25 protein-coding genes are annotated in these 26,397 nt (G+C 73.1%); 10 read left to right on the top strand and 15 right to left on the bottom strand.

The features are described from left to right. Nucleotides 1-196: 196 nt before the first annotated feature. Together ADL05_RS14945 and pdxA are read right to left on the bottom strand one after the other, a co-directional pair. On the bottom strand, nt 197-817 hold the full coding sequence (locus ADL05_RS14945) for a maleylpyruvate isomerase family mycothiol-dependent enzyme (protein WP_053617570.1): 621 nt from the start codon (nt 815-817) through the stop codon (nt 197-199). Nucleotides 818-855: 38 nt separating this feature from the next. Then, entirely contained in the window at nt 856-1,878 is a 1,023-nt protein-coding gene (gene pdxA / locus ADL05_RS14950; protein WP_053617571.1) for a 4-hydroxythreonine-4-phosphate dehydrogenase PdxA, read from the bottom strand. A gap of 236 nt (nt 1,879-2,114) precedes the next feature. Here pdxA and ADL05_RS14955 point away from each other — a divergent pair, with 236 nt between their 5' ends. Together ADL05_RS14955 and ADL05_RS14960 are read left to right on the top strand one after the other, a co-directional pair. After that, the gene (locus tag ADL05_RS14955; RefSeq protein ID WP_053617572.1) at nt 2,115-3,113 is read left to right on the top strand and encodes a dihydroxyacetone kinase subunit DhaK; all 999 of its coding nucleotides are present in this window, start codon (nt 2,115-2,117) and stop codon (nt 3,111-3,113) included. A gap of 26 nt (nt 3,114-3,139) precedes the next feature. Next, the gene (locus tag ADL05_RS14960) at nt 3,140-3,793 is read left to right on the top strand and encodes a DAK2 domain-containing protein (protein ID WP_053617613.1); all 654 of its coding nucleotides are present in this window, start codon (nt 3,140-3,142) and stop codon (nt 3,791-3,793) included. Nucleotides 3,794-3,839: 46 nt separating this feature from the next. Here ADL05_RS14960 and ADL05_RS31800 read toward each other — a convergent pair whose 3' ends face one another. Genes ADL05_RS31800 through ADL05_RS14985 form a run of 5 tightly spaced genes read right to left on the bottom strand, consistent with a single transcriptional unit; the run spans nt 3,840 to nt 10,453 of the window. Further along, complete coding sequence (locus tag ADL05_RS31800; protein ID WP_231640759.1) at nt 3,840-5,306, bottom strand: MFS transporter; 1,467 nt, start codon at nt 5,304-5,306, stop codon at nt 3,840-3,842. Continuing rightward, the gene (locus tag ADL05_RS14970) at nt 5,303-6,127 is read right to left on the bottom strand and encodes an ABC transporter ATP-binding protein (RefSeq protein ID WP_053617573.1); all 825 of its coding nucleotides are present in this window, start codon (nt 6,125-6,127) and stop codon (nt 5,303-5,305) included. The genes ADL05_RS31800 and ADL05_RS14970 overlap by 4 nt, the downstream gene beginning before the upstream one ends. A gap of 44 nt (nt 6,128-6,171) precedes the next feature. After that, a complete protein-coding gene (locus ADL05_RS14975) occupies nt 6,172-7,188 on the bottom strand; it encodes an ABC transporter ATP-binding protein (protein ID WP_053617574.1) in 1,017 nt (338 codons plus the stop codon). Continuing rightward, nucleotides 7,185-8,969 carry an ABC transporter permease subunit gene (locus ADL05_RS14980; protein WP_053617575.1) on the bottom strand — a complete coding sequence of 595 codons (1,785 nt, stop codon included), beginning with the start codon at nt 8,967-8,969 and terminating at the stop codon, nt 7,185-7,187. Before ADL05_RS14980 ends, ADL05_RS14975 begins: the two co-directional genes overlap by 4 nt. Next, nucleotides 8,966-10,453, bottom strand: coding sequence for an ABC transporter substrate-binding protein (locus tag ADL05_RS14985; RefSeq protein ID WP_053617576.1), 1,488 nt, complete (start codon nt 10,451-10,453; stop codon nt 8,966-8,968). Before ADL05_RS14985 ends, ADL05_RS14980 begins: the two co-directional genes overlap by 4 nt. 214 nt (nt 10,454-10,667) lie before the next feature. Here ADL05_RS14985 and ADL05_RS14990 point away from each other — a divergent pair, with 214 nt between their 5' ends. Then, nucleotides 10,668-11,087, top strand: coding sequence for a hypothetical protein (locus ADL05_RS14990; protein ID WP_053617577.1), 420 nt, complete (start codon nt 10,668-10,670; stop codon nt 11,085-11,087). Nucleotides 11,088-11,128: 41 nt separating this feature from the next. On the opposite strand, the gene ADL05_RS14995 is transcribed toward ADL05_RS14990, so the two are convergent. Continuing rightward, nucleotides 11,129-12,298: a cytochrome P450 gene (locus tag ADL05_RS14995; RefSeq protein WP_053617615.1), complete on the bottom strand. Its 1,170-nt coding sequence runs from the start codon at nt 12,296-12,298 to the stop codon at nt 11,129-11,131. Between the two features lie 90 nt (nt 12,299-12,388). Here ADL05_RS14995 and ADL05_RS15000 point away from each other — a divergent pair, with 90 nt between their 5' ends. Next, a complete protein-coding gene (locus ADL05_RS15000) occupies nt 12,389-12,976 on the top strand; it encodes a TetR/AcrR family transcriptional regulator (protein WP_053617578.1) in 588 nt (195 codons plus the stop codon). 426 nt (nt 12,977-13,402) lie between these two features. Then, nucleotides 13,403-15,043, top strand: coding sequence for a BCCT family transporter (locus ADL05_RS15005; RefSeq protein WP_053617579.1), 1,641 nt, complete (start codon nt 13,403-13,405; stop codon nt 15,041-15,043). Nucleotides 15,044-15,095: 52 nt separating this feature from the next. Here the strand turns inward: ADL05_RS15005 and ADL05_RS15010 are convergent, their stop codons facing one another. The 3 genes from ADL05_RS15010 to ADL05_RS15020 all read right to left on the bottom strand — a co-directional run bounded on the left by ADL05_RS15010 (nt 15,096) and on the right by ADL05_RS15020 (nt 16,978). Continuing rightward, a complete protein-coding gene (locus tag ADL05_RS15010; RefSeq protein ID WP_053617580.1) occupies nt 15,096-15,320 on the bottom strand; it encodes a hypothetical protein in 225 nt (74 codons plus the stop codon). A gap of 405 nt (nt 15,321-15,725) precedes the next feature. Continuing rightward, nucleotides 15,726-16,202 carry a nitroreductase/quinone reductase family protein gene (locus ADL05_RS15015; protein ID WP_053617581.1) on the bottom strand — a complete coding sequence of 159 codons (477 nt, stop codon included), beginning with the start codon at nt 16,200-16,202 and terminating at the stop codon, nt 15,726-15,728. After that, on the bottom strand, nt 16,199-16,978 hold the full coding sequence (locus tag ADL05_RS15020; protein ID WP_053617582.1) for a glucose 1-dehydrogenase: 780 nt from the start codon (nt 16,976-16,978) through the stop codon (nt 16,199-16,201). Before ADL05_RS15020 ends, ADL05_RS15015 begins: the two co-directional genes overlap by 4 nt. A 143-nt stretch (nt 16,979-17,121) precedes the next feature. Here ADL05_RS15020 and ADL05_RS15025 point away from each other — a divergent pair, with 143 nt between their 5' ends. The 3 genes from ADL05_RS15025 (at nt 17,122) to ADL05_RS15040 (ending at nt 20,407) form a co-directional block, all read left to right on the top strand. After that, nucleotides 17,122-17,766, top strand: coding sequence for a TetR/AcrR family transcriptional regulator (locus ADL05_RS15025; protein ID WP_053617583.1), 645 nt, complete (start codon nt 17,122-17,124; stop codon nt 17,764-17,766). 229 nt (nt 17,767-17,995) lie between these two features. Continuing rightward, on the top strand, nt 17,996-18,529 hold the full coding sequence (locus ADL05_RS15030; RefSeq protein ID WP_053617584.1) for a hypothetical protein: 534 nt from the start codon (nt 17,996-17,998) through the stop codon (nt 18,527-18,529). A gap of 489 nt (nt 18,530-19,018) precedes the next feature. Further along, nucleotides 19,019-20,407, top strand: a complete 1,389-nt coding sequence (locus ADL05_RS15040) for a hypothetical protein (RefSeq protein ID WP_053617586.1) — start codon at nt 19,019-19,021, stop codon at nt 20,405-20,407. Between the two features lie 140 nt (nt 20,408-20,547). On the opposite strand, the gene ADL05_RS15045 is transcribed toward ADL05_RS15040, so the two are convergent. Together ADL05_RS15045 and ADL05_RS15050 are read right to left on the bottom strand one after the other, a co-directional pair. Continuing rightward, nucleotides 20,548-20,871 carry a DUF418 domain-containing protein gene (locus tag ADL05_RS15045; RefSeq protein WP_053617587.1) on the bottom strand — a complete coding sequence of 108 codons (324 nt, stop codon included), beginning with the start codon at nt 20,869-20,871 and terminating at the stop codon, nt 20,548-20,550. A 54-nt stretch (nt 20,872-20,925) separates the two neighbouring features. Next, the gene (locus tag ADL05_RS15050) at nt 20,926-22,416 is read right to left on the bottom strand and encodes an aminopeptidase P family protein (protein WP_053617588.1); all 1,491 of its coding nucleotides are present in this window, start codon (nt 22,414-22,416) and stop codon (nt 20,926-20,928) included. Between the two features lie 258 nt (nt 22,417-22,674). Between ADL05_RS15050 and ADL05_RS15055 the strand changes: the two genes are divergently transcribed. Further along, complete coding sequence (locus ADL05_RS15055) at nt 22,675-23,613, top strand: intradiol ring-cleavage dioxygenase (protein ID WP_053617589.1); 939 nt, start codon at nt 22,675-22,677, stop codon at nt 23,611-23,613. Nucleotides 23,614-23,785: 172 nt separating this feature from the next. Here ADL05_RS15055 and ADL05_RS15060 read toward each other — a convergent pair whose 3' ends face one another. Further along, entirely contained in the window at nt 23,786-24,331 is a 546-nt protein-coding gene (locus ADL05_RS15060) for a GNAT family N-acetyltransferase (RefSeq protein WP_053617590.1), read from the bottom strand. Nucleotides 24,332-24,445: 114 nt separating this feature from the next. After that, nucleotides 24,446-25,387 carry an oxygenase MpaB family protein gene (locus ADL05_RS15065; protein ID WP_053617591.1) on the bottom strand — a complete coding sequence of 314 codons (942 nt, stop codon included), beginning with the start codon at nt 25,385-25,387 and terminating at the stop codon, nt 24,446-24,448. A gap of 212 nt (nt 25,388-25,599) precedes the next feature. Between ADL05_RS15065 and ADL05_RS15070 the strand changes: the two genes are divergently transcribed. Then, nucleotides 25,600-26,316 (top strand): nuclear transport factor 2 family protein, encoded by a 717-nt coding sequence (locus ADL05_RS15070; protein ID WP_053617592.1) that lies wholly within the window; start codon nt 25,600-25,602, stop codon nt 26,314-26,316. Nucleotides 26,317-26,397 lie beyond the last annotated feature (81 nt).

Consider the following 26,397-nt stretch of genomic DNA (forward strand, 5'->3'; position numbering starts at 1 on the left):
GGTGGCGCCCCACGACGGCCTCTGCCGGGCCCGTGCGACCGCTGTGCCACGGGCCGGTTCGGGCGCGTACAGCGCCTCGGGAGGTCTCAGCACCACCGGGGGTCTCAGCGCCCCCGCCGGTCACAGCACGCCCGGGGGCCCAGCAGGCCCCCGTGGTCTCAGCGCGTCCTCGTGGCCTCAGCACGCCCCCGCGGTCTCAGCAGCGGCTGCGCAGTTCCTCGACGCCCTCGCCCGTGAGGTCGTCGCAGTAGGCCGCGCGCCCGGTCATCGCCATGATCAGCGCCAGCGTCGGACCCTCGACCTCAGGACCCGAACCGCTCTCGAAGGGGCCGTCGGTCGCGGTCAGGCGCAGACCGCCGATACGGCCCTTGGCCACGACCACCAGGTCGCTCCCCCGGTGGTACTCGGCCACCCGGGTCAGCACCCCGATCGGCACGTCCCGCTCGATCCCCAGCGGTCGACGGATGTCCTGGGCGTGCACGACGGTCTCGGCGAGCCACGTCACCACCGGCCCCATCGGCGAGGTCGTGCTGGTGACGACCCGCTCGAAGCCCTCCAGCGTCTCCTGTGGCGTCTCGCCCAGGTGCTCGGCCAGCCGCATCGCCACCTGGCGGTCGAAGTCGAACCGGCAGCGGATCACCCCGGCCATCCAGCGCCACCGGTTGAGGCTCGCGCCCGCGGTCATGTGCGCGAGGACCTCGCGCACGCTCAGCCCCTCGCACAGCGAGGGCGTCCGCCACCGCTCGTCGTCGAGTCCGGCAAGGTCGGCGGCCAGTGCCGCCCGTTCGGCGTGCACCGTCTCCCAGAGTGGATCCATGGGGTGAGCCTACGGAGCGGCACGGACACTTCCGCGGATCAGCCCGCGTACTCCCGCCGGATCCGGTCGGCGAAGCGGGCGAAGTCGGCGCCGTGCAGGAAGGCCGAGCGCATGGTGCCGTGGTCGGCCACCCCCTGGCCCGCGATGTCGAAGGCCGTGCCGTGGTCCACCGACGTCCGCAGGATCGGCAGGCCCACGGTCACCGAGATCGTTCCGTCGAAGTCGTAGGTCTTGGCCGCGATGTGGCCCTGGTCGTGGTACTGGGAGAGCACGCCGTCGTAGTGGCCGGTGAGCAGGCGGTGGAAGACCGAGTCGGCCGGGACCGGGCCCACCACGTCGGCGCCGGTGGCGCGCACACGTTCGACCGCCGGGGCCAGGTGGCGGATCTCCTCGTCGCCGAAGGCGCCGTTCTCACCCCCGTGCGGGTTGACCGCCGCGACCGCGAGCGTGGGTTCGTCGTGGCCGAAGACCCGCAGCGCCGTCAGTGCCTCGGTGATGGCCCCGACCTGCTGGTCGGCGTCGATCCGGTCCAGGGCCCCGCGCAGCGACACGTGCCGGGTCGCGAAGAAGATCTTCTTGCCGCGCACCACGAACATCGTGTTCTGTCGGGTGGCCCCGGTCAGGGCGCCCAGCATCTCGGTGTGTCCCAGGTGGGGGCTGCCCGCGGCCCAGATCGCCTCCTTGTTGACGGGTCCGGTGACGATCCCGGCGACCCGGCCGGCCATGGCGGCCTCCGTGGCGGTCTCGATCGCGCGGACCGCCGCGGCGCCCGCCCGCGCGTCCACCACGCCCCAGGGCAGCTCGGCCGCACCGGGCATGCGGATGTCCAGGCAGTCGACGACGCCCTCCTCCTCGGGCGGCAGGTCCCAGGAGTCCACCGCGCGCACGCGTGTGTCCAGGCCCAGAACGGCCACCGCGCGGCGCAGCACCCCGGGATCGGCCACCACGACACCGCGGGCCGGGGCGGTCGCGGCGACCTCCGCCAGCGTGCGCACGGTGATCTCCGGTCCGATGCCGACGGGGTCGCCGACGGTGATGGCCAGGATCGGGCGTTCGGTCATCGTTTCTCCCTTGTCGCGGGACGCGCCTGGTGACCGCGCGTCCGCCGTCGTGGACCGCCTCGCGCGACCGCGAGCCAGGTGGGCGAGCGTACCGCCGTCACCGGCCGGTCCACGTGATGTTCGGAGCACCGTCCGGGCACGGTGGCGCGGTTCACCCCGGGGACGTGTGCTGTGCACCGACCGCGGTTAGGGTGGGGCCGCCGGACAAGACAGTGGTCAGACAACGGGAGCCGCCCATGCGTCGTCAGTTCGTCAACGACCCCGAGGACGTGGTGCCCGAGGCCCTGGAGGGCTTCGCGGCGGCATGGCCCCGCCACGTCCGCTGGAACCGCGAGCCGAGCTACGTGCTCCGCGCCGAACCCGCCTCCGACAAGGTGGCGGTGCTCTCCGGCGGCGGTTCCGGGCACGAGCCGCTGCACGTGGGCTTCGTGGGCCGCGGCATGCTCGACGCCGCGGTGCCGGGCGCCGTCTTCGCCTCCCCCACCGCGATGCAGATCCGCGCCGCCTCGCTGGCCGCCGACACCGGCCGCGGCGTCCTGCACGTGGTCAAGAACTACACCGGCGACGTGCTCAACTTCCGCATCGCCGGGGAACTGCTCTCCGACGAGGGCGTGCGCAGCGACATCGTCCTGGTCGACGACGACCTGGCCACCGACACCGACGACCCCGACGGGCCCGGACGGCGCGGGACGGCGGCGGTCGTGGCCGTGGAGAAGGTCTGCGGCGCCGCCGCCGAGCGCGGCGCGGACCTGTCGGAGCTGGTCGAGCTCGGGCGCCGGGTGGTCTCGGGCAGCCGCACGCTGAGCGTCGCCCTGGCGGCCGGAGCGCACCCCGGGCAGTCCCGGCCCTCCTTCGAGCTGCCCGACGACCGGATCGAGTTCGGCGTCGGGATCCACGGCGAGCGGGCCCGTGAGCGGCGCGCCTTCGGGCCGCGGCGCGCGCTCGTCCCCGACATGGCCGCCCCGCTCCTGCGGGACCTGGACCTGGGCCGCGGCGACCGGCTGGCCGTGATCGTCAACGGCTTGGGCGCCACGCACGACCTGGAGCTGTACGGCCTGTTCGGCGAGGTCAAGGCGCTGCTGGAGGACGTCGGGATCAGCGTCGCCCGGTCCCTGGTGGGCTCCTACGTCACCTCCCTGGACATGGCCGGGTGCTCGGTGACGCTCGTGCGCGCCGACGACGAGTTCCTGGACCTGTGGGACGCCCCCGTGTCCACCCCCGCACTCACCTGGTGAACCACCACGACCACGGGAGAGCCGCCATGGCCGACCAGATCAGCCCCGCCCACGCCGACCTGTGGGTCCGCGGCTTCGCCGCCGCGATCAACGACGCCGACGACCACCTGACCGACCTCGACCGCCGCAGCGGCGACGGCGACTTCGGCACGAACATGGTCACGGGCCTGCGCCGCGCCCTGGCCGCCCTGCCCGAGCACCCCGACTCCCCCGGCGCGCCCTTCCAGGCGCTCAGCGACACCTTCCTCTCGCACAGCGGCGGGACGAGCGGGCCGCTGTTCGGCATGTGGTTCCGCGACTTCGCCAAGGCTGGCCACGGCACACCGGCCCTGACCCTGGCCGGGGTGGCCGAGGCCGCGGACCGCGGATGGGCCACGGTGACGCGGCTGGGCTCGGCGAAGGTCGGCGACCGCACGATGGTCGACGCGATCGCCCCGGCCGCGGAGTCCCTGGGGCGGTCAACGGCCGAGGGGCTCAGCCTGGAGGAGGGGCTGAGGGCGGCCGCAGAGGCGGCCGAGGCCGGCGCCCAGGGCACCAGCGAACTCCTGGGACGCAAGGGGCGCACCAGCTACGTGGGCGACGCCGCCCTGGGGGCACCCGACCCCGGTGCGGTCGCGATCGGGCTGTTCTTCCGGGCCGCGCACGCCAGTGTGACCGACGGGGCCGACGGCACCCGGTAGCGAGGTCCTCCGCCGGGGACAGCACGCGGCGGCGTAGCGGCGGCGGTCACTGGCGGCCGCCGGTGCTCGGCGGCCGGGGGACGAACACGGCCGCGGCCAGCGGCACGGCGGCCATGACCAGCCATGCCGCCGGCCCGCCCCGGTCCACGAGCGCCCCGGCGGGCATGCTCCCCAGGAGCACCGCCAGGCCCGACGCGGACGAGAGCGCGCCCGTGAACAGGCCCAGCCGGGCGCCGTCGACGAGGTCGGGGACCCACGCCCTGACCGTGGGCACAATGAGCACCTGGCCGAGGGTGAGGGCGGTGACGAACACCGCGGAGGGCAGCAGCCCGCCGACCGCGGTGGCGGGCATCAGCGCGGCGGCGGCCGCGAAGCCCAGGGCCAGGAGCAGCAGGCCGGAGCGCAGGACGGCCCGTCGCGACAGGCGGTCGCCGATCCAGCGCAGCACAGGCATCTGCACGAGGACGTAGAGCAGCGAGCCCCACGCCAGCAGCCAGCCCAGCGCGGTCTGGGAGCCGGTCGCGCGCTCCACCTCCTCGGGCAGGGCCAGGTAGAGCTGGTTGTAGGCCAGCAGGTATCCGCTGTAGGCCAGGCACAGCAGCAGGAAGGGGCGGTGGGAGAGCAGCGCGCGGACGCCCTCCCCCATGCGGGGACGCCCCCGCGCGGTCGTCCCGCCGGGCGTGCCGTGCGCACGGTCGTCGGTCGCGCCACGCGAAGCGTCGCCGTACGAACCATCGCCGTACGAACCGTCGCCGTGCGAACCATCGCCGTACGAACGGTCGCCGTCCCCAGTGTGCACACCGCCGTCGGTCTCGCCGAGCGGGCCATCGCCGTGCGAACCGTGGCCGGCCCCGGTGTTCGCGCCGGCGCCGTTCGCGCCGTGCGAACCTTCATCAGGCGCGCCGCGCGGCATCCACCGCAGGTGGGCGGCCAGCACGACGGTGAAGACCGCGGCGCCCGCCAGGCACGCGGCCGGGAACCCGCCGAGCAGCAGGAGCGCGCCCAGGGGCGGGCCGACCAGCGTGCCCGCCTGTCCGGCGACCGAGAACAGCGCGAGCACGCGCGTGCGCGGGGTGCCCGTGGCCTGTTCGTGCCGCACGGCCTGGCGCGCGATCTCCGTCTCCACCGCAGGAGAGAACAGGGCGGCGGCGAACCCGATCAGCAGCACCGCGGCGATGATCGGCCCCGTGCCCTGGGCCGCGGCCAGCCACACGAACCCGGCCACGCGCAGCACGCAGCCGATCAGGACGACCGGGCGCGGCCCGAACCGGTCGGTGAGCACGCCGCCGACGACGAACAGTCCCTGCTGGCTGAAGGTGCGCAGGCCCAGCACCAGGCCGACCAGCCACCCGGCGAGCCCGATCGTGCCCGACAGGTGGGCGGCCAGGTAGGGCAGGACCACGAAGAAGCCGACGTTGAAGGCCGCCTGCGATCCCACCAGGAGCCAGGTGAGGCGGCCGAGGCCGCGCAGGTCGCGCCGCGTCCCGCGCTCGCGCACGGCGGGCGCGGTCACGACGCGCTCGCGACCGGCCCGAGGCCGGCGCCCGGCGCCTGGACGGGTGCGGCCGCCACCAGCGCACGCGTGTAGGCGTGCTCCGGCGCGGTGCACACCCGGCGCGCGGGCCCCGACTCCACGATCCGCCCCTCGCGCAGGACGAGGGCGTCGTGGGCCACGTGCCGGACCAGGGCGAGGTCGTGGCAGATGAACAGGTAGCCCAGCCCGAGGTCGTCCTGGAGTTCGGTCAGCAGGTTGAGCACGCCGGCGCGTACCGAGGCGTCCAGGGCCGAGACGGGTTCGTCCAGGACCAGGACCTCGGGCTCGCAGGCCAGCGCGCGGGCGATGCCCACGCGCTGGCACTGGCCGCCGGAGAGCTCGTGCGGTAGCCGCGCCCCCAGGCCGGGATCCAGGCCCACGCGTTCGAGCAGGGCGTCGACCCGGGCGGGCCCGGTGGCGCGGTCCCAGCGCCGTTGGACGCGTAGCGGTTCGGCGACCGCGTCGCGCACGCGCAGGCGCGGGCTGAGGGAGCCGTAGGGGTCCTGGAAGACGGGTTGGAGGGCGGGGCGCAGCGCGCGCAGCTCCCGTTCGGGCAGGGTGGTCAGCTCCCGTCCCCGGAAGCGGACCGAGCCGGACTCGGGGCGGAGCAGGCCGGTGACGGCGGCGGCCGTACTGGACTTGCCGGACCCGGACTCCCCCACCAGGGCCAGGGTCTGTCCGGCGCGCAGGTCGAAGGAGACGCCGTCCACGGCCGGGGCGACGGGGACCGGGTTCCGGCCGGTTCCGGGGTAGCGCACGACCAGGTCGCGGACCCGCAGCAGCGGCTGGTCGTCGTCCATGGCGGTTCCCTCCGTGTGCGGTCGAGGGCGGTGCGGGTCGGCGCTCATGTCGCGACCCGGGAGAACAGGGTGTGCGCGGGGACCGGGACATCCTGCCACCGGTGGCAGGAGACCAGGTGGCCGAACGCGCCGGTGGCGACGGGATCGGGTGCGGCGACCCGGCAGTGCGCGTCGGCCAGCGGGCAGCGCGGGGCGAACGCGCAGCCCTCGGGCAGGTCGGAGGGGGAGGGCGGCGATCCGCCGATGGCCGGCAGGCGGCGGTCGGGGGCCTCCTCGGGTGGCACGGCGGCGACGAGTCCGGCGGTGTAGGGCGCCCTGGGCTCGGCCAGGACGCGGCCCGCGGGGCCGGACTCGACATGGCGTCCGGCGTAGGCGACCACGATCCGGTCGGCGTGTCCGCGCACGACCGCGAGGTCGTGGGTGATCAGGACCAGTGCCGCGCCGGTGTCGCGGCGCAGGTCCGCCAGCAGGTCCAGGACGAGCCGCGCGTTGCGGGGGTCCAGGGCGGTGGTGGGTTCGTCGGCAAAGACGACCTCGGGCTCGTTGACCATGGCCATGGCGATGACCGCGCGCTGGCGCATACCGCCGGAGAACTCGTGCGGGTAGGCGCGGGCGCGCCGGGCGGCGTCGGGGATGCCGACCCGGTCCAGGGCGGCCACCGCGAGCTCGTGCGCCCGGGCCCGGCTCAGGCGCTGGTTCGAGCGCAGGGCCCGGACGAGTTGTCCGCCCACCGTGTGCATGGGGCTCAGGACCGAGAGCGCGTCCTGGGGGATGAGCGCGACGCGGCGCCCGCGTACGGCGCGCAGCTCGCGGGTCCGGGCTCCGACGAGTTCCCGCTCGCCCAGGCGGACGCTGCCGGTCACGGTGGCGCCGTAGGGCGCGGTGCCCAGGACGGCGCGGGCGACCATCGACTTGCCGGCGCCGGACTCGCCGATGAGGGCGAGCGCCTCGCCGGGGCGCACGTCGAAGGACAGTCCGCGCACGACGTGCAGGGCGGCCCCGCGGTGGACCGGCAGGGTGACGCGCAGGTCGCGGACCGAGAGCAGGGGGCGGTCGGTCACGGTGTCCGTCCTCGGGTCAGCGCCCGTGCGGGCAGGGTCGACAGGGAGACCGCGAACGCGGCCAGGAGCAGGAGCATGGCGGTCGGGGCCAGCGCGGCCAGGGGAGCGCGTTCGACGTAGACCAGGGACTCCGACAGGCTCAGACCCCACTCGGCCGAGGGCGGCTGGGCGCCCAGGCCGAGGAAGCCCAGGGAGGCCAGGGCCAGGGCGGTGCCCGGCAGGCGCAGGACGGCGTGGCGGGCGACGGGCCCCGTGACCGAGGGCAGCACGTGGTGCCACAGGATCCAGCGGCGGCCGGCTCCGATGGCGCGCTGGCCGCTGAGGTAACCGGCGGCACGGGTCTGCTGGACCAGGGAGGCGGCGTGCGCGGCCAGCGGGGGCCAGGAGACCAGGGCGATGGCGACGGACGCGCCGAGGGTTCCCGGGCCCATGACGGCGACCACGAGGATCCCGGCGATCACCGGCGGCAGTGCGCTGGCGGCCTCGGAGGCTCCGGTGGCCAGGGCGGGCCAAAAACCCACCACGAGCGCGATCACGAGGCTGGCGACGCACACCAGGGCGGCGACTCCGACGGTGGAGAGGGCGCCGTGGCCCAGGCGGGCCAGGATGTCGCGGCCCACGGCGTCGGTGCCCAGCGGGTGCGCCCAGGAGGGCGGTTGGAGGCGGTCGGCCACGGTCACGGTCAGGGCGTCGCGGGTCAGGCCCCACGCGGTGACGGTGAGCAGCACGGCCGCGCACACCGCGGGCACGGCCCGGCGCAGGGGTCCGGCGGGCGCGGTGGGCGGCGGGGCCAGCGACAGGGCGGCGTCGCGCAGCCCGGGTCCGAGCAGGCGGCGGTGCGCGGCCTGGGCCAGCATCCCGCCCAGGGCGGCCAGCAGGACCAGGGTCAGGACCGAGCTCTGGAGCAGGGGCAGGTCCTGGGACTCGGCGGCGCCCAGGGCGGTGCGGCCGATACCGGGCACGGTGAAGATGGTCTCCACCGCGACCGCTCCCCCTGTCAGGCCGACGGCGACCAGTCCGAGCTGGGGCACGAGGGCGGGGGTGGCGCGGCGCAGCGCGGCGGCGGCGATCCGGCCCGGTGTGCACCCGGAGGCGGTCCACAGTCCGACCCAGCGCTCGGCGAAGACGGCGGGCAGGGCGTCGTCGACCAGTCGGCCGAGGAGGCCGCCCGTGGGCACGCCCAGGGCGATGGCGGGCAGGACGAGATTGTCGGGTCCGTTCCAGCCGTAGGGCGGCAGCCAGCCCAGCCACACCGAGAGCGCGAGCATGAGCAGGATGGCGGTGAGGAACTCGGGCAGGGCGGTGAGCGCCGCGGCGGCGGCGCCGGAGCCCGAGCCGCCCGGGCGCAGGGTGCCGCGCGCGCCGTGGACCAGGGTGGGCGCGCACAGGAGGGCGGCCAGGGGCAGGGCGACGCACAGCGCCGCGCCCATGACGAACAGGGACACGCCGGCGGCCGAGAGCACCGAGGGCAGGACGGGGGTGTTCGAGACCCACGAGGTGCCCAGGTCGCCGCGGAGCAGGCCGCCGAACCATGAGCCGAGCAGGACCAGCGGCCCGTCGGAGAGCCCGAGTTCGTCGCGGATGGCGTCGAGCGCCTCGGGGGTGGGTTCCTGTTCGGCCGAGCGGGCGCGCAGCAGGGACAGTGCGGGGTCGCGGCCCGAGAGCCAGGGCAGCAGGCCGACGACGACCGTGATGAGGGCGAGCGCGCCCAGGCGGGAGAGCAGGGGTGCGGCCCGGCGGGCCCTCGGAGGGCGCCGCCGGGGCGGTGCGGTGGGCCTCATCGGTCCAGGTGGGTCTGCGGCGTGATGAGCAGGCGCTCGCGCGGGTCCTTGGCGGAGCCCACGACGTCGGTCGCGTCGCCCTGGATCACGCGCTCGTGCAGCATCGGCAGGGCGGCGTCGGTGGCCAGGATCGCGGCCTCGGCGGCCAGGATCGCCTCGCGCCGCTCGTCCCCCACGGGGGTGCTCTCGGCCTCGGCGACGGCGGCGTCGACGTGCTCGTCGCACAGTTGCGCGATGTTGAAGGAGCCGTCGCAGGTGAAGTCGCTGGTCATGTAGGCGGCGGGGTCGCCGGAGTCCAGGACGGTGGCGCGGGAGAGGATGAAGGCGTCGAACTCCCCGGCCAGGGCGTCCTCCTCGATGTTGGTGTACTCGCGCACGACCTGCTCGACCTCGAACCCGGCGTCCTCCAGTTGCTGTTCGAGGACGGTCGCGACCTCGGGCAGCTCGGCGCGGTCGGTGAAGGTGGCCAGGGTGATCTCCGCGCCGTCGGGGTCCTCGGCCTCGGTCGGCTCCTCGCGCTCGGGGCGGTCGGCGGCCCAGGGGATGGCCGGGCCCAGCAGTCCCTCGGCGACGTCGGCGCGTCCCTCGTAGATGCCGTCCACCAGGGCCTGGGGGTCGATGGCCTCGCGGACCGCGGCGCGCAGCGCGGGGTCGGTGAAGGGGCCCTGGTCGGCGTTGAGGTAGAGCGTGTTGGTCCGCGGCATGGGGACCTCGGTGATGGTCTCCTCGTCCAGGAGGGCGGCCTGCGAGGTGGGCACGGCCTCGACGACGTCGGCCTCGCCGGTGCGCAGGGCGGCGGCCCGCGCGGTGCCGTCGGGCACGAAGCTGGCGTCGATGCCGGCGGCCTGGGCGGGCTCGCCCCAGTAGCCGTCGAACCGGTCCAGGTGGGCGGAGGTGGTGCCGTTGACCTCGACGAGCTCGAAGGGGCCGGTGCCGGTGCCGACCGGGTCGACGGTGTCGCCGTCGTAGGCGCTCTCGGCGAGGATCGACAGCTGGGGCGAGGAGAGCCGCTGCGGGACCAGGGGGTCCTCGTCGGCGGTGGTGACGGTGAGGGTGTCGCCCTCGGTGCTGATCTCCAGCTCCACCCCGTCGAGGATGCGCGGCTTGGGCGCGGCCTGTGCGGCGTAGGTCAGCGCGTGTGCGGCGACGTCGGGGGTCAGCTCGGTGCCGTCGTGGAAGGTGACGCCCTCGCGCACGGTGAAGGTCCAGGTGGTGGGGTCCTCCTGGGTCCAGTCGGTGGCCAGGCCGGGCTGGGGGTCGCCGGCCTCGTCGAGGACGACGAGGGTCTCGGCGGTGCTCCAGCGGGAGAGCTTGAAGGCGTCGTCGCTGAGCGGGGTGAGCCCGGACCTGGGCGGCTGCATGTGGGCCACGGAGATCCGGCCGTCATCGGCGGCCGCCTCCTCGGACGCGGGGAAGCAGGCGGTCATCAGTAGGACGGCGGCCGAGGCCAGAGCGGCGCCGGGCAGGGCCTTGCGGTGGTGCACGGGACATCTTCCAAGGGGTGCGGAGGAGGAGAGGGCGGCGCGGACCGGCCGCCGCCTCGAAGAAGCCTCAAATTAGCACATGAAAACCGTTTTCATTCACATTCCGGACCTGGGGTGACAGACCTCACCGCCCGCGTGGGACCGCCGGTCGCCGCCCCTCCCCCGCTAGCATCGTTCTCGCCCACAGTGACCGAGCGCTCACCCAGGAGCCGACATGAAGCTGCCCCTGAAACCGCACCACCTGCCCGTCCGACTCGCGACCGGAGCGTTCATCCTCAACTCGGGCTGGGACAAGCGCGACGCCGACCAGGACACCGCGCAGGGCCTGCACGGCATGGCCGTCGGGGCCTACCCCTTCCTCGACAAGATCGAGCCGGCCGACTTCGTCAAGCTGGTCTCGGCCGGGGAGATGGCCCTGGGCGCCGCCCTGCTGCTGCCGATCGTGCCCAGCCGCCTGGCGGGAGCGGGGCTGACCGCGTTCGCCGCGGGCCTGCTGGGCGTGTACCTGCGCACCCCGGGCCTGCGCCACGAGGGCAGCGTCCGCCCCACCCCGGACGGCATCGGCATGGCCAAGGACGTGTTCATGCTCGGCGCGGGGCTCACCCTGCTGATGAACCGCCCGCACCGCGACTGACCGGCCCCGCACACCGCGCCCTGCTCCCGACCGGCCGCCGTTCACCAGGTCACGGGCAGGGCGGTCAGCCCTCCGGTGAGGACGTCCCGGCGGGTGGAGAGCTCGTCGGCGGCCACGGCCAGGCGCAGCTCGGGCAGGCGCCGCATGAGCCCCTCCAGCACCGCGCGCAGTTCGATCCGGGCCAGCGGCGCGCCGATGCAGTAGCGCATCCCGTGCCCGAAGCCCAGGTGCGCGCCCGCGCTGCGGGTGACGTCCAGACGCTCGGGGTCGGTGAAGGCGCCCGGGTCGTGGTTGGCCGATCCGAGGTCGCAGAGCACCAGGTCACCGGCGGCGATGGCGGCCCCGGCGATCTCGAAGTCCACGCGGGCGTAGCGCGGGACCCCGTCGCCGCCCTTGCGGGGTGCGCGCAGGACCTCCTCCACCGCCCCGGGCACCAGGCCGGGGTCGGCGACCAGCGCCCGGTACTGCTCGCGGTCGGCGAGCAGCCCCAGGACGCCCAGGCCGATCTGCACGACGGTGGTCTCGTGCCCGGCGAAGAGCAGTGCCATCGCGAGTCCGGCGGCCTCGGTGTCCTCGACGTCGGGATCGGCGGCCAGGTGCGAGATGACGTCGTCGGCGGGCTCACGGCGTTTGGCGGCGACCAGGGTGAGCCCGTAGTCGAACAGCTCCCCCAGGCCCTGTTCGGAGCGGGCGCGGTCGGTGACGTCCCCGGCGACCAGGCTCCATGCGCGGAAGCGCTCGCGGTCGGCGTAGGGCACGCCGAGGAGTTCGCAGATGACCTGGATGGGCAGCGGTACGGCGAGCGCCTCGTGCAGGTCGGCGGGGCGCGGACCGTGTTCCATGGTCCCGATGAGCTCGGCGGTGAGCCGCTCCACGCGCGGAGCCAGGAGCCGCATCCGCTTCGGGGTGAAGTGGGGCCGCAGCAGGGAGCGCATGCGGGTGTGGTCGGCCTTCTCCGTGTCGAAGTCGCCCATCGGCCCGCCGAAGAGCGCGGACTCCCCCGAGCGGGCGGCGCGGTCCGGATCGCGGTGGGCGCGGCCGAGGCGGTCGTCGTCGAGCAGGGCGCGGACCTCGCCGTGGCCGGTGACGAGCCAGGCGTCGTGGCCGACGCGGGTGCGGACGCGGTGGACGGGGCCCTGGGCGCACAGGCGCTCCAGCTCGGGCGGCGCGGCCAGCGGGCCCGGCCGGTCGAAGGGAAGTTGCGGGATCATGGGGACCTCCACTCGTTGACTCTCGTTTGTACACTCTCCTTTAAACAAAACAATATGTAGACTCCCAAGTCAACAAGAGGGAGGTGGCCGATGTCCGGTGAACCAGCGACCGGGACCGGACCCGTGCGCCGACTGCCCCGGGCGCAGCGGCGGGCGCAGATCCTGGACGCGGCCACGCGTGCCTTCGCCCGCACCGGCTACGCCGACACGAGTCTGGACGACGTGGCCCTGGAGGCAGGGATCAGCCGGGTCCTGCTCTACCGGCACTTCGAGTCCAAGAACGAGATGTACCGGGCGGCCCTGGACCACGCCCGCGCCCGCCTGGACGAGCGCGTGGGCACCCAGCACTTCACCGACCACAGCATCCCCGCCTTCCTCGACGCGGCCTCCGACGACCCCGACGGCTTCCGGCTGCTGTTCCAGCACGCCGCGCGCGAACCGGAGTTCCGCGACCTCACCGACCGCCTGACCCGGGCCTCCACCGAGCTGGCCCTGCGCCAACTGCGCGAGATCATCCCCGACCCGGCCTGGGCCCGCTGGGCCGCGCGCATGGTCTTCACCGTGGCCATCGAGGGCGCCATCGCGTGGCTGGACGCCGGCCGCCCCGACCCCGACCAGGCCGCCGCCCGCATCGAAGCGGCGGTCCACGGCGTCATCGAGGCCGCCCGCGCCTCCTAGGGCGTGCGGGGCCCGTTCCCGACGAGGCCCTTCGAAGGGGCCGTGTCCGCCCTCACAGGTGCCGGTGCTCACCCCGGACTGTGGCGTAAAACGCCTGTACAGGCGCCCCTTGTGCCCCTCGTCACCGCCATTCCCGGCGCCGCAGCGGTTAGGCTGTGACGGCAGGAATGACAGGAAGTCGCCGCCGCGCTGACCACAGCGGGATCGGGGACCTTCTCCCTCGTTCCCTCCCGCCGTCTCCGACGGCGGCACCGGCGGGGTCCGCCTCTGAGCGTTCCCGCCGCATTCCATGCTCTCCTGCTCTGCTGTCAGCCGCCCCGCGGACATCCGTCCCGTCGGCCGCCACGCACACACGGCGCATGGATGTCCCGATGCTGACCGGCGCGTCCCGGTCGGTGCCTCCATACGAGGAGCACCTTCTTCTCCATGTTCTCCACCCTGCGCTCCCGCGTGCCCACGCGAGGCAGACGCATCGACCCCTGGGTCCTCGGTGTCAGCGGCCTGCTCATGGCCGTGTTCGTCCTGGCCGCGCTGGCCGCCCCGAAGGCGGTGGGCGCCGCGGTCGACGTGGCCTTCACCTGGTCGGCGCGCTGGTTCGGCGCCTACTGGCAGGTCCTGATGCTGGCCACGTTCGTCGTGGTCACGGTCCTCGCCTTCTCCCGGTACGGCCGGGTCCGCATGGGTGGCGACGACGCTCCGGCGTTCGGCCGCTTCACCTGGATCGCGATGATCACCACGACGCTGCTGGCCGCGGGCGGGGTGTTCTGGGCCGCGGCGGAACCGATCGCGCACTACGCCTCCCCTCCGCCCCAGTACGCCGACCAGGTCAGCGGCGGCGCCGAGGGCGCGGCGCTGGCCATGGCGCAGAGCTTCGTGCACTGGGGCTTCATCGGCTGGGCCATCGGCGGTTCGCTGGCCACGCTGGTGATGATGCGCGGTGTCGAGAAGGGCATGCCCCTGCGTCCGCGCACGCTGCTGTGGCCGGTGATGGGCGAGCGGGTGCGCACGCACTGGATCGGCACGGTCGTCGACGTCAGCTGCGTACTCGCGGTCGTCGCCGGAACCGTGGGCCCGATCGGCTTCCTGGGCCTGCAGATCTCCTACATCGCCAGTGAGCTGTTCGGCCTGCCCGACACCTACGCCACACAGGCGGCGATCATCGTCGGCCTGACCATCGTGGCGGCCGTGTCGGTGCTGAGCGGCATCCACCGCGGCATCCAACTGCTGAGCCGCGCCAACGTGTGGGTGGCCCTGGCGCTCATCGCGGCGATCGTGGGCATGGCGTCGCTGCCCTTCGTCGCCGACCTCTACCTCCAGGCCTCGGTCGTGCAGGTGCAGGAGTTCCTGCCCATGGCGCTGTACCAGGAGGACAAGACGTGGGTCGGCTACTGGACCCTGTTCTTCTTCGGCTGGTTCCTGGGCTTCGGCCCGATGATGGCGATCTTCTTCGCCCGCATCTCGCGCGGGCGCACCGTGCGCGACATCTACGTGGGAGCGACCGTGATGCCCACGGTCGTGACCACGGTGTGGTTCACCGCGCTGGGCGGCACCGGCATCTGGCTGGAGCAGCAGGACCCGGGGACGATCACGGGCCCCTACGAGCAGGACGGCCTCCCGGCGGCGGCGCTCTCGATCATCCAGGCGCTGCCGATGACGGGGCTGCTGGGAGCGCTCATGATCCTCGTGGCCCTGATCTTCCTGGCGTCCACGCTCGACTCGATGTCCTACGCGATCTCGGTGTCGAGCATGCACGAGGGCGAGCCCTCGGGGCTGGTCCGCGCGTTCTGGTGCGTGGGCATGGGCCTGGCGGCCGTGGCGCTGCTACTGGTGGGCGACGGCGGCATCCAGGCCCTGCAGTCGTTCATCGTCGTCACCGCGGTCCCGGTCGGCCTCATCATGCTGCCGACCCTGTGGACCACGCCGCGCCTGCTGCGGGAGATGGCCGTCGAGCAGGGCATCGTCGTCCCGCCGACGCCTGCGGCCCCCGCGGCCCCGGCCGCTCTGGTGGCCGACGAGTCCGCGACGGACGGGTCCGAGGAACCGCGGGTGAGCGCGTCGAAGGCGTGACCACCGAGTGATCTGAGGGCCCGTCCGCTTCCGCGGCGGGCCCTCTCGCTTGTCAGCGGAGTGCGAAGACGCCCTCAGCGGTGGTGAACACCATGGTCCGGTCGGGCAGGGCCACCGCGTCGATGAGCTGCCCCGGCACACGCCATGACTCCTCCGCCCCGGTGTCGAGCCGGTGCCACACGAGCTCGTCACGGCGTTCCCCCATCGGGACGTGGCCGGATTCCGCACGCCCGAGGACCACCACGGCTCTGCCGTCCCCATCGGTCAGGTCGTACACGGTGGATGACCACCGACCAAGGTCGGCAACCACTTCCAGGCCGGGCAACGTGTACACCTTCGCTGACGCGGCCACCAGGGGACAGCGCAGGACGATCCGAGATCCGGCCGAGCGCGGTGGCGCAGACCAGGTGCACTGAATCCAGCGCCGGAGCGTCGATCCGGTGCAGCACGGCGGCCAGGAGTCCTCGCATTGCCGGACGGGAATCTGTTGCGTGCCGCTCCCCGGCTCGTCCGTGGCACCGGGATCGAACGTACAGCAACGAGCCATCACCTTTACGGCGTAGATCTTCGCTACGTCCACACGGATTTCCGGGATCACCGGCTCGTCACGGTCGAGGGTGTGGCCATGGCCTGGACCCGCCTGGCGAGCGCATCGTGGGCCTGGCGCCGGGCGGGTCCGCGATCACGGCCGATGGCGGAAGCTGATGCGCATCAGCCGGCTGTCGGCCCAGTCTTCGAGCCGAGTCGGCCGGATGGTCCCTGGATCGTGGGGCTGGTTGAGATCCGCGACGATCTCCGCCAGCACGGCCCGGCGTTCGGCTGGGGCGGTGACCGGCGTGGCCCGTGCAGGCAGATCCGCACGGATCCCGTTCTTCAGGTGGAAGGTGAAGGCGGGATCGGCGAGAAGGTTCGCATGCCAGTCGGTAGCGGCCCCGCCGGCGCCGCTGCACAGGTAGGTGCTGCCCGCGGCTCGGTAGAAGAAGATTTCAATGCGGCGTGGTCGGCCGGTGCGGCGCCCCAGTGTCGTGATGTCGATGATCCGTTCACTGGTGCCTGCGGCGGGTGTGATCTCGATGGCTCGTCGGATGTCCTCGGGCAGGTGTGACAAGGACGCGTCCCGCACGGAGCCGTCCCCTCCGGTCGTGTCCGGACTGCTCATGCGGTCTCGGCCTGAAGCGCGGGGCCGAGGAGGAGCCCACCGTCGATGACGTACTCCGACCCCGTGATGAACGACGCGTCCGATGACGTGAGGAACAGGAGAAGCCGGGTGACGTCGGTCGGCTCTCCAAGTCGGGGGATGGCGAACGGCTCGGGTGAGTAGAAGTCGGCGATCGCCGCGGTGGCGCCGGCTGCCGGTTCCTGGATGAAGGGGGTTGCGATCACGCCGGGGTGGATGGTGTTCACGCGGATGTGGTCCCGACCGAGCTCGAGCGCCGCCGTCTGCGTGAGACCTCGCACGGCCCACTTACTGGCCACGTACGGCGCGTAGTGCGCCGTGCCGCCCAGGCCCATGGTCGAGGCGATGTTGACGATGGCTCCCCCTGTTGCGCGGCGCAGAGCGGGGGCGGCGGCCCTCATGCCGAGGAAGGTCCCGGTGAGGTTGATGTCGAGGATGCGCGACCAGGTGGCCTGGTCGGTCTTCTCGATCAGCGCGGGCGGGTTCTGGACGCCCGCGTTGTTGACGAGCACTGTCAGGGCACCGAAGGCGCTCTCGGCGGCCAGCACAGCGGCGGACCACGAGCTCTCGTCGGTGACGTCGAGGTGGATGAAGCGAGCGCGGGCCCCGAGCTCGTCGGCGAGAGCGGCGCCGCGTTCGGCGTCGATGTCGCCGATCACCACGTTGGCTCCCTCCGCGTGAAAGGCGCGTACGTGGCTCGATCCCTGGCCACCGGTCCCACCGGTCACGAGCACGGTCTGGTCGTCGAAGCGGCGCATCGGATGTTCCTTCAGGACGTGGGTGACTGACCGGGATCATCGATCATGAGCGGCGGCCAGTGGTGAGCCAAGCGACTCACCACTGCCTGACACTAGGTCGTCGGCAGAGGTGAGTCAAGCCACTCACCTCGTATGCTCGGCCCATGAGCAGAGCCGTGACGACGTACCACCAGCGCATCGCCCAGGAGAAGCGCGCGCTGATCCTGGCGGCCGCGACCGCACTCTTCCTCGAGTTGGGCTACGACCGGACGTCGCTGGCGCGAATCGCGGAGCGCTCGGGCGTTTCGCGGGCCACCTTGTTCAAGCAGTTTCCGAGCAAGGCCGCCCTGTTCGACGCCATGGTCACCGAGTCCTGGTCGACCGCTGACGAAGAGGATCCTCCGCCGGCGGGCAACGTCGTCGACGGGCTCAGCACCATCGGCCGCCGCTATGCCGAGCTGTTGAGCCGTCCCCAGATGACCGACCTGTTCCGAATCGTCATCGCCGAGCTGCCGCGATTCCCCGAACTCGCCAACGCGCAGTTCTCGCAGGGGAAAATGCCCTACTTCGAGTCCGTACGCGGCTACCTGCTGGCCGAGCACGAGGCGGGAACGGTGCGGATCGAAGACGTGGACCTCGCGGCCACCCAGTTCCTGGGCATGATCTCCAACTACGTCTTCTGGCCGACACTCCTGGTGCCGGGCTGGGAGGTGAGCGCCGAACGCGTCGCCCAGGTGGTCGACGAGGCCGTCCGCACCATGGCCGCCCGGTACGCCGTGACCAGACCAGGGACGTCGACCGACGACTGAGTCCCGCCGGCCACGAATGAGCCCCACAGCCACAAGGAACTGCTGCCTGAGCGATCGAGGCTGTCGGTCCCGAGGACGTTCGCGAGGCACCACGGGACGGACACCGGAGGAGGGCCGTGCCGATGCGCCGGCGGCACTGCCCCATTGTCCCCCGGCGTGGATAGCATCACCTTGCCAGTGCACGACGTCCCCGACTGCGCCAGGCGTCCCGGCCCGGCAAGGAGGCCACATGAGCGAGGCGTTCTCGCCGATCCCGGAGCTGAACCTGCTCAAGGAGTTCTCGGACCGGATCGGCCCGGTCTACTACTCGAAGGGTTTCGAGCTGCGCGAGTACGACTCAGACGCCGGCCTCCACACCTGGTCGGAGCATCCGGAGTTCCCGAGCCGGTTCATCCCCTTCGCGCAGGCCAACGGCTCCGGCTCCGCCTACGCGCTGTGGCGGTGCGACGACCGGACCGACCTTGCCACCCTGCCCGTCGCCCTGGTCGGCGATGAAGGGGATCTCTATGTGATCGCGCGGAACCTGGTGGAGCTGTTCCAGCTTCTGGCCCTCGACAGCGACCCTTTCGCCGACTTCGGGTTTCTTGCCGCTGGAGACGATGAGGAACACAGCGACGGCCACCACGAGTTCCTCACCTGGTTGCACCAGAATTTCCGCCTTGAGCCACCGGAGGACCCGCACGCGCTCTGGGCCGGACGAAAGAAGGACGACGATCGGTTCAGGGCATGGGCGAGCCGGTTCGTCGAGCTGGACGATCGCTGACAGCCCATCGCGGTTCGTGGTCAAACCAACTGCCACTCCGCGGCCGTCCAGGGTGTGAAGAAGGACGGCAAGGTGACGGCGGGAGACCGTGCCCCGCGAGGCGGCAAAGTGTAGGCCAAGGCTGACCTGTACAACAGCGGCTCCACCTCGGGAGTTCCCTGGGTCCCTTCCGGGGTCTCAGCCGATCGGATGATCCGTTTGAGGCGGCCTCTCTTGTCCCGAGCCGTCACCTTGACGACGTAGATCTCAACTACGTCCACACGGATTTTCCGGAAAACCATCCGAACCCGCGTTCGAACTCGCTAGATTACGCCCTGAAAGCAAACGAACCCGGACGGTGTTAGCGCACCGGTCCGGGTTCTGACCACCTGTCCTGTCTACCCAGGAAGGCGGCTGGTGATGGAGTCTATCCTCCCCTGCCCACGGACATCCGGCGAAACGGCGAATCGGTCCGAGTGTTCCGGCCCGCGCAAGCGGCCGCTGGGCGCGATGGACGGTATCGGGTTCGTCCTCCCCCTGTGGATCGGCCAGGCACGCCGGTCCGGTCTGTTCCCCACGATCCGCGCGCACCTGCTGTTCAGCGTCCTGGCCGAGGCCGCCGACGTGGACGGGCGCTGGTGCTTCCTCTACCAGCGGACCGTGAGCGCGCGCTCGGGCGGCCTGCTCAGCGAGTCCACCGTCCTGCGCGCCCTCCAGGACCTCAAGACGGCCCGCCTCGTCCACGTTCTGAGCCGGGAGGAGACCCGGGCCTTCTTCGCCGCCGACCTGGCCTCCGGTGCCAGGCACGCCGACCGGCTGCCGCTCGTGATCGACCTGCTGATCCCGGCCGGGGCCTACCCCGCGCAGACCCTGGCCGAGATCAATCGCGCCCGCGCCCGCCTCGGCGAGGAGCTCCTGGACGAGGCCACGCGTCCCTACCCCGCGGTAGGGACGACCCGTCAGCCTGACACCCGCGAGGCGTCAGAGCGACGGACAGACCTTTCTCCGAAGCACCCTTCCCACCACCGCGCCGACGCTTCCGTCCGTAGGCGCGTCAGTACAGGTGGGGACGAACACGCCCGAACCACGGCGCATAACGACATTCCCGAAAGCTCCACCTACGCAGCAGCACCGGCTCCGGCGCTGCCACCGCGTCCCGCGACGCCCTCGCCCCCGCTTCCCACACCACTCCCCCGCCTGTCGGAACGGCTCGCCGCCGCCGTTCCGACCCACCGGCTCACGCGCCCCCACCACGATCGGCGCGCCCTGGCCGAGGCGGCCGGGCTCCTGCTGGACCAGGGCCTGTCCGAGCACGACGTCAGCACCCTCTTCACCGGCACCGACGCCCTGGACCGCCCCTTCCCCGCACTGATGCGCCGCCTGCGCACCCTCCGCGACGCCCGCGCCTTCCTGACCGGACGCCTCAGCCGGTCATCAGCAACCGAACCCGGCACGGATCGAGCACACCCAGGCACGGTTCCGGACCTCGCCGAAGCGGACCCGTTCTCCCGCCATCCCAGCTTCGACGTGGACGACCGTGGTGCCGCCGCCCGCACCTGCCCGCGCCACCCGGGCGTGCGCAACGCACCGGGCGCAGCTTGTCGAGTCTGCGGCGACCCCTGCCGTGCCGTCCCCGGAGAGCTCCTGCACCCGCCCGCCCAGGACTCCACCGACCCCGCGCTGTGGAAACGGGTCCTGGACTCCTACGCCCGCGCTGGGCGACCACGCAGGGAGGAACCCGCCGGGCCCGCACATCCGCCCGGCCGCCAGCGCATCATCACCCAACTCCGGCAACAGCTCACCGCCTCACCCGCGACGCCGCCTGACAGCCGGGCACGGCCCGCACGATCGGCACCGCAGCGGCAGCGGCAGTCGATGCGTCCGGCCACGCTCCGGTGAGCGGGCCCAACGCCCGGACGGGCTTCGGTACGGGGCATGCCCACCGGCGTATGCGCTGGCGCCCTCCGCCCGAACGCGCTTCGATGCGGAGCCCCGCGCGCCCGGCCTGCAGGCACCGGATGACCGCACCGACCGATAGGTCAACCGCCGCAGGAGCACCTCCGCCGGGCCCCTACGCCCCGCCCGCTCCAGCGGGCCGCACCGACCACCGTCAGCGCCCAGGTGAGCACCGCCAGCACCGAGGCCGACCAGCTCGACATGGACGCGCCCAAGCCCAAGCCCCAGACGGCCAGGACCGGCCCCCACACCAGCGACTGCGCCAGGTACCCGCTCATCGACCGCCGTCCGAGCGCGCCCAGCCATCGCACCGGCCACGCCATGGCCGCGGCGCGCCCGCCCAACCAGTGCGCCACCAGGCCGAACAGTGCCGCGTACCCGACACCGGTGAAGATCCCGGCGCACACGAAGCGGGCCCGCTCCCCTCCAAAGGGAAGCGGGCCCGCGTCGAAATCGACGGGTCAGCGGGGCAGGCGCTCGGCCAGCCAGGACTCCACCTCGGCCGACGAGCGCGGCAGGCCGGCCGACATCACCGTGCGGCCCTCCTCGGTGACCAGCACGTCGTCCTCGATACGCACGCCGATGCCGCGCAGCTCCTCGGGGACGGTGAGGTCGTCGGGCTGGAAGTACAGGCCCGGCTCGACCGTGAGCACCATGCCGGGCTCCAGGTCGCCGTACAGGTGCAGCTCCTGGCGCGAGACGGCGCAGTCGTGCACGTCCATCCCCAGCATGTGGCCGGTGCCGTGCAGGGTGTACCGGCGCTGCAGGCCCAGCTCCAGGACGCGGTCCACCGGGCCCTCCAGCAGGCCCCACTCGACCAGGCCCTCGGCCAGCACCCGCTGGGAGGCCTCGTGGAAGGCCGTGAACGGGCGCCCGGGGGCCACCGCGGCGATACCCGCCTCCTGGGCGGCGTGGACCAGGTCGTACACCTTGCGCTGCACGTCGGTGAAGGTGCCCGACACCGGCATCGTGCGCGTGACGTCGGCGGTGTACAGGGTCGTGGTCTCCACGCCCGCGTCCAGCAGCAGCAGATCGCCCTCGCGTACGGGGCCGTCGTTGCGGGTCCAGTGCAGGGTGGTGGCGTTGGGGCCGGAGGCGGCGATGGTGCCGTAGCCGACGTCGTTGCCCTCCACCCGGGCACGCAGGAAGAACGTGCCCTCGATGAACCGCTCGGAGGTGTCCTTGGCCTGCGGCAGGGCGGTGACGACGTCGTTGAAGCCGCGCACGGTCGCGTCGACCGCCAGCTGCAGCTGGGCGACCTCCCAGGCGTCCTTGACCAGCCGGTGGTCGGCCAGGGTCACGCCCAGGTCGGCGTCCAGCTGGGCGGACTTGGCGCGCGACTCCTCGTCGGCGTCCCCGCGCAGCTCGTCGACGATCGCGTCGAGTTCGGCGTCGTGGCCGCGCACGATGCGCACGGCGGTGTCGCCCGAGCGCAGCGCCTCGGGCAGGGTGCGCACGTCGGCGGTGGGCACGCCCAGCAGCTCGGCGGCCTCGGGCAGGCTGTTGCGGCGGCCGGTCCACAGCTCGCCGTAGCCGCCCAGCCAGAACTCGCCGTTGTCGCGGTTGGAGCGGGGCTTGAGGTAGAGCACGACGTCGTGGCCGCCGTCGGCGTCGGGCGTGAAGACCAGGCAGCCGCCGTCGGAGGTGTCGCCGGTGAGGTAGGCGTAGTTCGTCGCGGCGCGGAAGGGGTACTCGGTGTCGTTGGACCGGGTGAGCAGCTGGCCGGCGGGCACGACCAGGCGCTCGCCGGGGAAGGCGGCGCTGATCCGGGCGCGGCGCCGTGCGGTGTGCTCGGACTGCTCGATCGGCTCCAGGTCGCGCCGCTCGGTGTCGGCCCATCCGGTGCGCATCCACGCGGCGAGCTCGTCGGAGACCGACTGCGCCTGCCCGTTCTTACGTGGACTGAACACGGGCGCGTCCGTCTCTGTCTCCGGGCGCTGCTGCTCGCTCACCTGGGCACACTCCTCATCGGGTCGATCACGGATGACCGCTGGTCACGGCCTGTGCCACCATCGTACGGAAACAGCGGCCCCCGTGGCCTGGGCGCGGACATAGCGGTCCCCATAACCCCCGTCCCGACCGGCCCGGCCCGGTCGGCTCTCACCCTGTTCTCGTCCGAAACCAAGACCGCGTTGACCCGCAGCCGCCAGAGTGGTGGCCATGGTCGGCACACGGGCCGACGGAACAGCGAACACGGACGGGCGGAACTCATGGCGGACACGAGGTTCCAGGGCGCACCGGTCACCCGGCGGCACGCCCTCGCGGGCGGCGGAGCCCTGGTGGCGGGCACGGCCCTGGCGGGATGCTCCTCCTCCGACACCGGGAGCGGGGCGAGCGGCACCGACGCGGCACCGACCACGGGCGCCACCGACGAGGTGTGCGTCCTGTCCCCGGAGGTGACCGAGGGCCCCTACTACCTCGACGGACAGCTCATCCGCGAGGACATCACCGAGGGCAAGCAGGGCTTCCCGCTGGCGATGGCGATCACGGTCGTCGACTACTCCGACGGGTGCGCGCCGATGACCGAGGACGCGGTGGCGGTGGAGATCTGGCACTGCGACGCCTGGGGGTACTACTCCGGCTACACCGACGCGAGCCCCGGCGGCCGGGTCCCCGAGGAGGACGGCGAGGGCGACGACATGTCCTTCCTGCGCGGCATCCGGCTCGTGGACGGCGACGGCACCGCCCACTTCAGCACCATCGTCCCGGGCTGGTACAGCCCCCGGGTGACGCACGTCCACCTCAAGGTGCACGTCGGAGGCGAGGCCGACACCACCTACGAGGGCGGCACCACCGTGCACACCGGCCAGCTGCTGTTCGCCGACGACTTCTGCGCCGAGGTCGCCGAGCGCGAACCCTACTCCGAGCACGTCCTGGAGCTGACCCCCGTCGAGGAGGACCAGGTGTACCAGGAGGCGCAGCAGTCCGAGGGGAACGCCGCCGCCATGGTCGTCTCCCCCGTCGCGGTCACCGAGGGCACACCGGAGAACGGCTACACCCTGTCCGTGACCGTGGGCATCACCCCGGAGGAGACCACGACCGGCGGGGGCGCGCCCGGCGGTGGTGCGCCGGGTGAGGGCGGCACCCCGCCCGGGGGCGGTCCCGGCGGCGAGGGCGGAGAGGGGTCGGCCCCGCCCGACGGCGAGTGACGTGCCCGGCCGGTGAGGTGCCCGGCCAGGACGGCGCCCGTTCCCGGGGTCGGCCCCGGGGGCCGGAACCCGCGCACTCCCAGGGCCACCCCACAGGTCGTGCGGGTTCCCAGCGCCGCTCCCCGGCCAGAACGGCACGACCGGGACGGCCCTCGCGGATCGAGTGCCCGCCTCAGGCCCGCAGGTCGCGTGCGAACGGCAGGGACGAGCGGTGCGGCAGCTCGTCGAGCTCGGCCGGGTCGAGCGCGGTGTAGCCGATCCGCTCGTACAGGGCCACCGCCTCCGGCTGGGCCGGACCGGTGAACAGCAGTGCGCGCGTGTAGCCGAGGTCGCGCGCGGCCTCCTCCAGGGCGGCCATCACCCGGCGCGCGAGCCCGCGCCGCCGGTGGTCGGCGCTGGTCCACACCCGCTTGAACTCCGCGGTGTCGGCCATGGCCGTGCGTCCCCGCTTGTAGGGGCGCACGGCGCCACCGGCCACGATCCGCCCGTCGAGTTCGGCCAGCACCACCCGGCCGTGCGGGGCCGCGAACTCCGACACCGGGTACCTCGCCAGCTCGCGCGCGGCGCCCTCGGCGCCGTAGCGCTCCGTGTACTCCGCCAGGAGTCCGTCGAGCAGCCCCTGGACGCGGGGGTCGTCGTGGTGCACCCGCAGCACGCGGATCCCGTCCGCGCGTGCGGTCCCCGTCGCCTCGGCCCCTCCGGCGCTGGTGTGTGCCACTGTCTCTCCTCCGTGCGCTCCCCGGTCTCGCCCGGAATCCTATGTCCGAACGTCCGAACGTCCGGATGCGGGCGGCCGCGGCGCGGGAGAGGTCGGTCCCACGCCGGGGCGGACTCACGCGTCGACGGGGTCGCGCGGGGGCGGAACGTGCGGCGGGGCACTCGGCGGACGGAACAGGGTCCGGGCGCGCAGGGCGCGGAACCCGTTGGCCACCTCGTAACCGGCCGCCAGCAGGCGCTCCCTGGCCTCGTCCGCGCTGCGGACGGTCGCCTCGTCGAAGAGCAGGTTGTAGTAGCGCTCCGGGACCCGGTTCAGGGCCGACCGCAGGGCGCGCAGCGACGCGGTGGCGGCCGCGTCGCCGCCCGGCGGCTCGGGCAGCACGCCGTAGGCCCGGCGCGCCCAGCCGGGCAGGGTGGCGTAGGAGAGCGCGCCGATGGGGAACCACAGCGGCTTGAACGGGGCCAGCCAGGCGAGGCGGTCGGGCACCCGGGGCCACAGCAGGAAGCGCACGGCCTGGCGCGCCTCGGGAGTGACGCGCAGCCTCGGCCGCGTCCGGGTGAGATAGCGGCGCAGGTCGGGCACGCTGCGCGGCACGTCGGCCGGGTCCAGGCCGACGTAGCCGGCGGTACGCGCCTGCTCGTCGACGTAGCGGTCCCGTTCGCGGGAGGTGAGCGGCACCCCCGCCCGGTAGGTGGTCTCCAGGTAGGAGGAGACCTCCGCGCAGTGCACCCACACCAGCAGTTCCCGCTCGTCGACGCGGTGGCGACGTCCGGTGGCCAGATCGGTGAAGGCCAGCGCTCGGTGCACGCGCCGCACGCGCTCGCCCAGGGCGTCGGCCTCGACGGGGCTGCCGTAGGTCGTCACGGCCACGAAGTGGGCGGTGCGCAGCAGGCGGCCCGTGGGATCGGAGCGAAAGTCCGACAGCTGCCACACGCCCTGCATCGCGACGGGATGCAGGGCCTGGAGCATGAGGGCCCGCACTCCGGCGACCCACATCGACCGGTCCAGGTGGATCTTCCAGGTGACGCTCTCCGGGGCGGCGACGGTCGGCTGCATCCGGTCTCCATCCTGGGCTGCGCGGGGGCGCGCGTACGAGGGGACTCCGGTTCCCACGATACGACCGTGCGCGCCGACGCCCGCTCGGGGTGCCCGTGGCGGAGCCCGGCCAAGTGATCACCCTTTCTTGGCCGAACGCTGGCCTGCGGCGGGAGCACCCTGGGAAGGAGACCGCCGGTCGAGGGGCGGCCTCCCCCTGGAAGGAGCCCACCATGACCACCCGTTCCGAGAGCGCAGGCCCGTTCGACCTGAACCGCTACACCCACGCCGTGGAGAACAGGGACGCCGACACCATGGTCTCGATGATGGCCGACGACGCCGACTTCGAGATGATCGACCGCCGCACCCCGCCGAGCCGCCCGTCCGTCCTGCACGGGCGCGACGCGATCGCACCGGTCATGCGCGACATCTCCGCTCGCGAGATGACCCACGAGGTCGTCAACGTCATCTCGGACGGTCAGCACGTGGCCTACACCGAGCGCTGTACCTACCCCGACGACACCAGGGTCATGAGCATGACGATGCTCGACCTGAGCGACGGGCGCATCAAGCACCAGTCCACCATCCAGGCCTGGGACGAGGACTCGGGCCGGTCCATGCAGGTCGGTGACTTCGGCATGCCCGACGACACCGACGACTACGAGAAGGCGCACGCCGACCTGGTGGAGATCGGTGGGCGCATGGTCGCCCGGATGACCCTGCAGCCCGGCTGGCGGTGGTCCGAGCACGCCCGCCCGATCCAGGGCACGGACCTGTGCATGAAGACCCACCGCGCCTTCATCGTCTCCGGGACCATCTGCGGCCACATGTCCGACGGTTCCGAGTTGGAGGCCACGGCCGGCCAGACCGCGTTCGTCCCGCCCGGGCACGACGCGTGGGTGGTCGGCGACGAGCCCTGCGTCCTGTTGGACTGGGGTGTCGGCGAGTAGCGCCGCCCCACAGCCGCGACCGATCCGCAGACCCCCGACGCGTGGGCGTTCGGGGGTCCTGTCAGGGCCTCCACCCCTGTG

Origin of the sequence: Nocardiopsis sp. NRRL B-16309, assembly GCF_001279585.1 — a bacterium.
GTDB lineage: Bacteria > Actinomycetota > Actinomycetes > Streptosporangiales > Streptosporangiaceae > Nocardiopsis.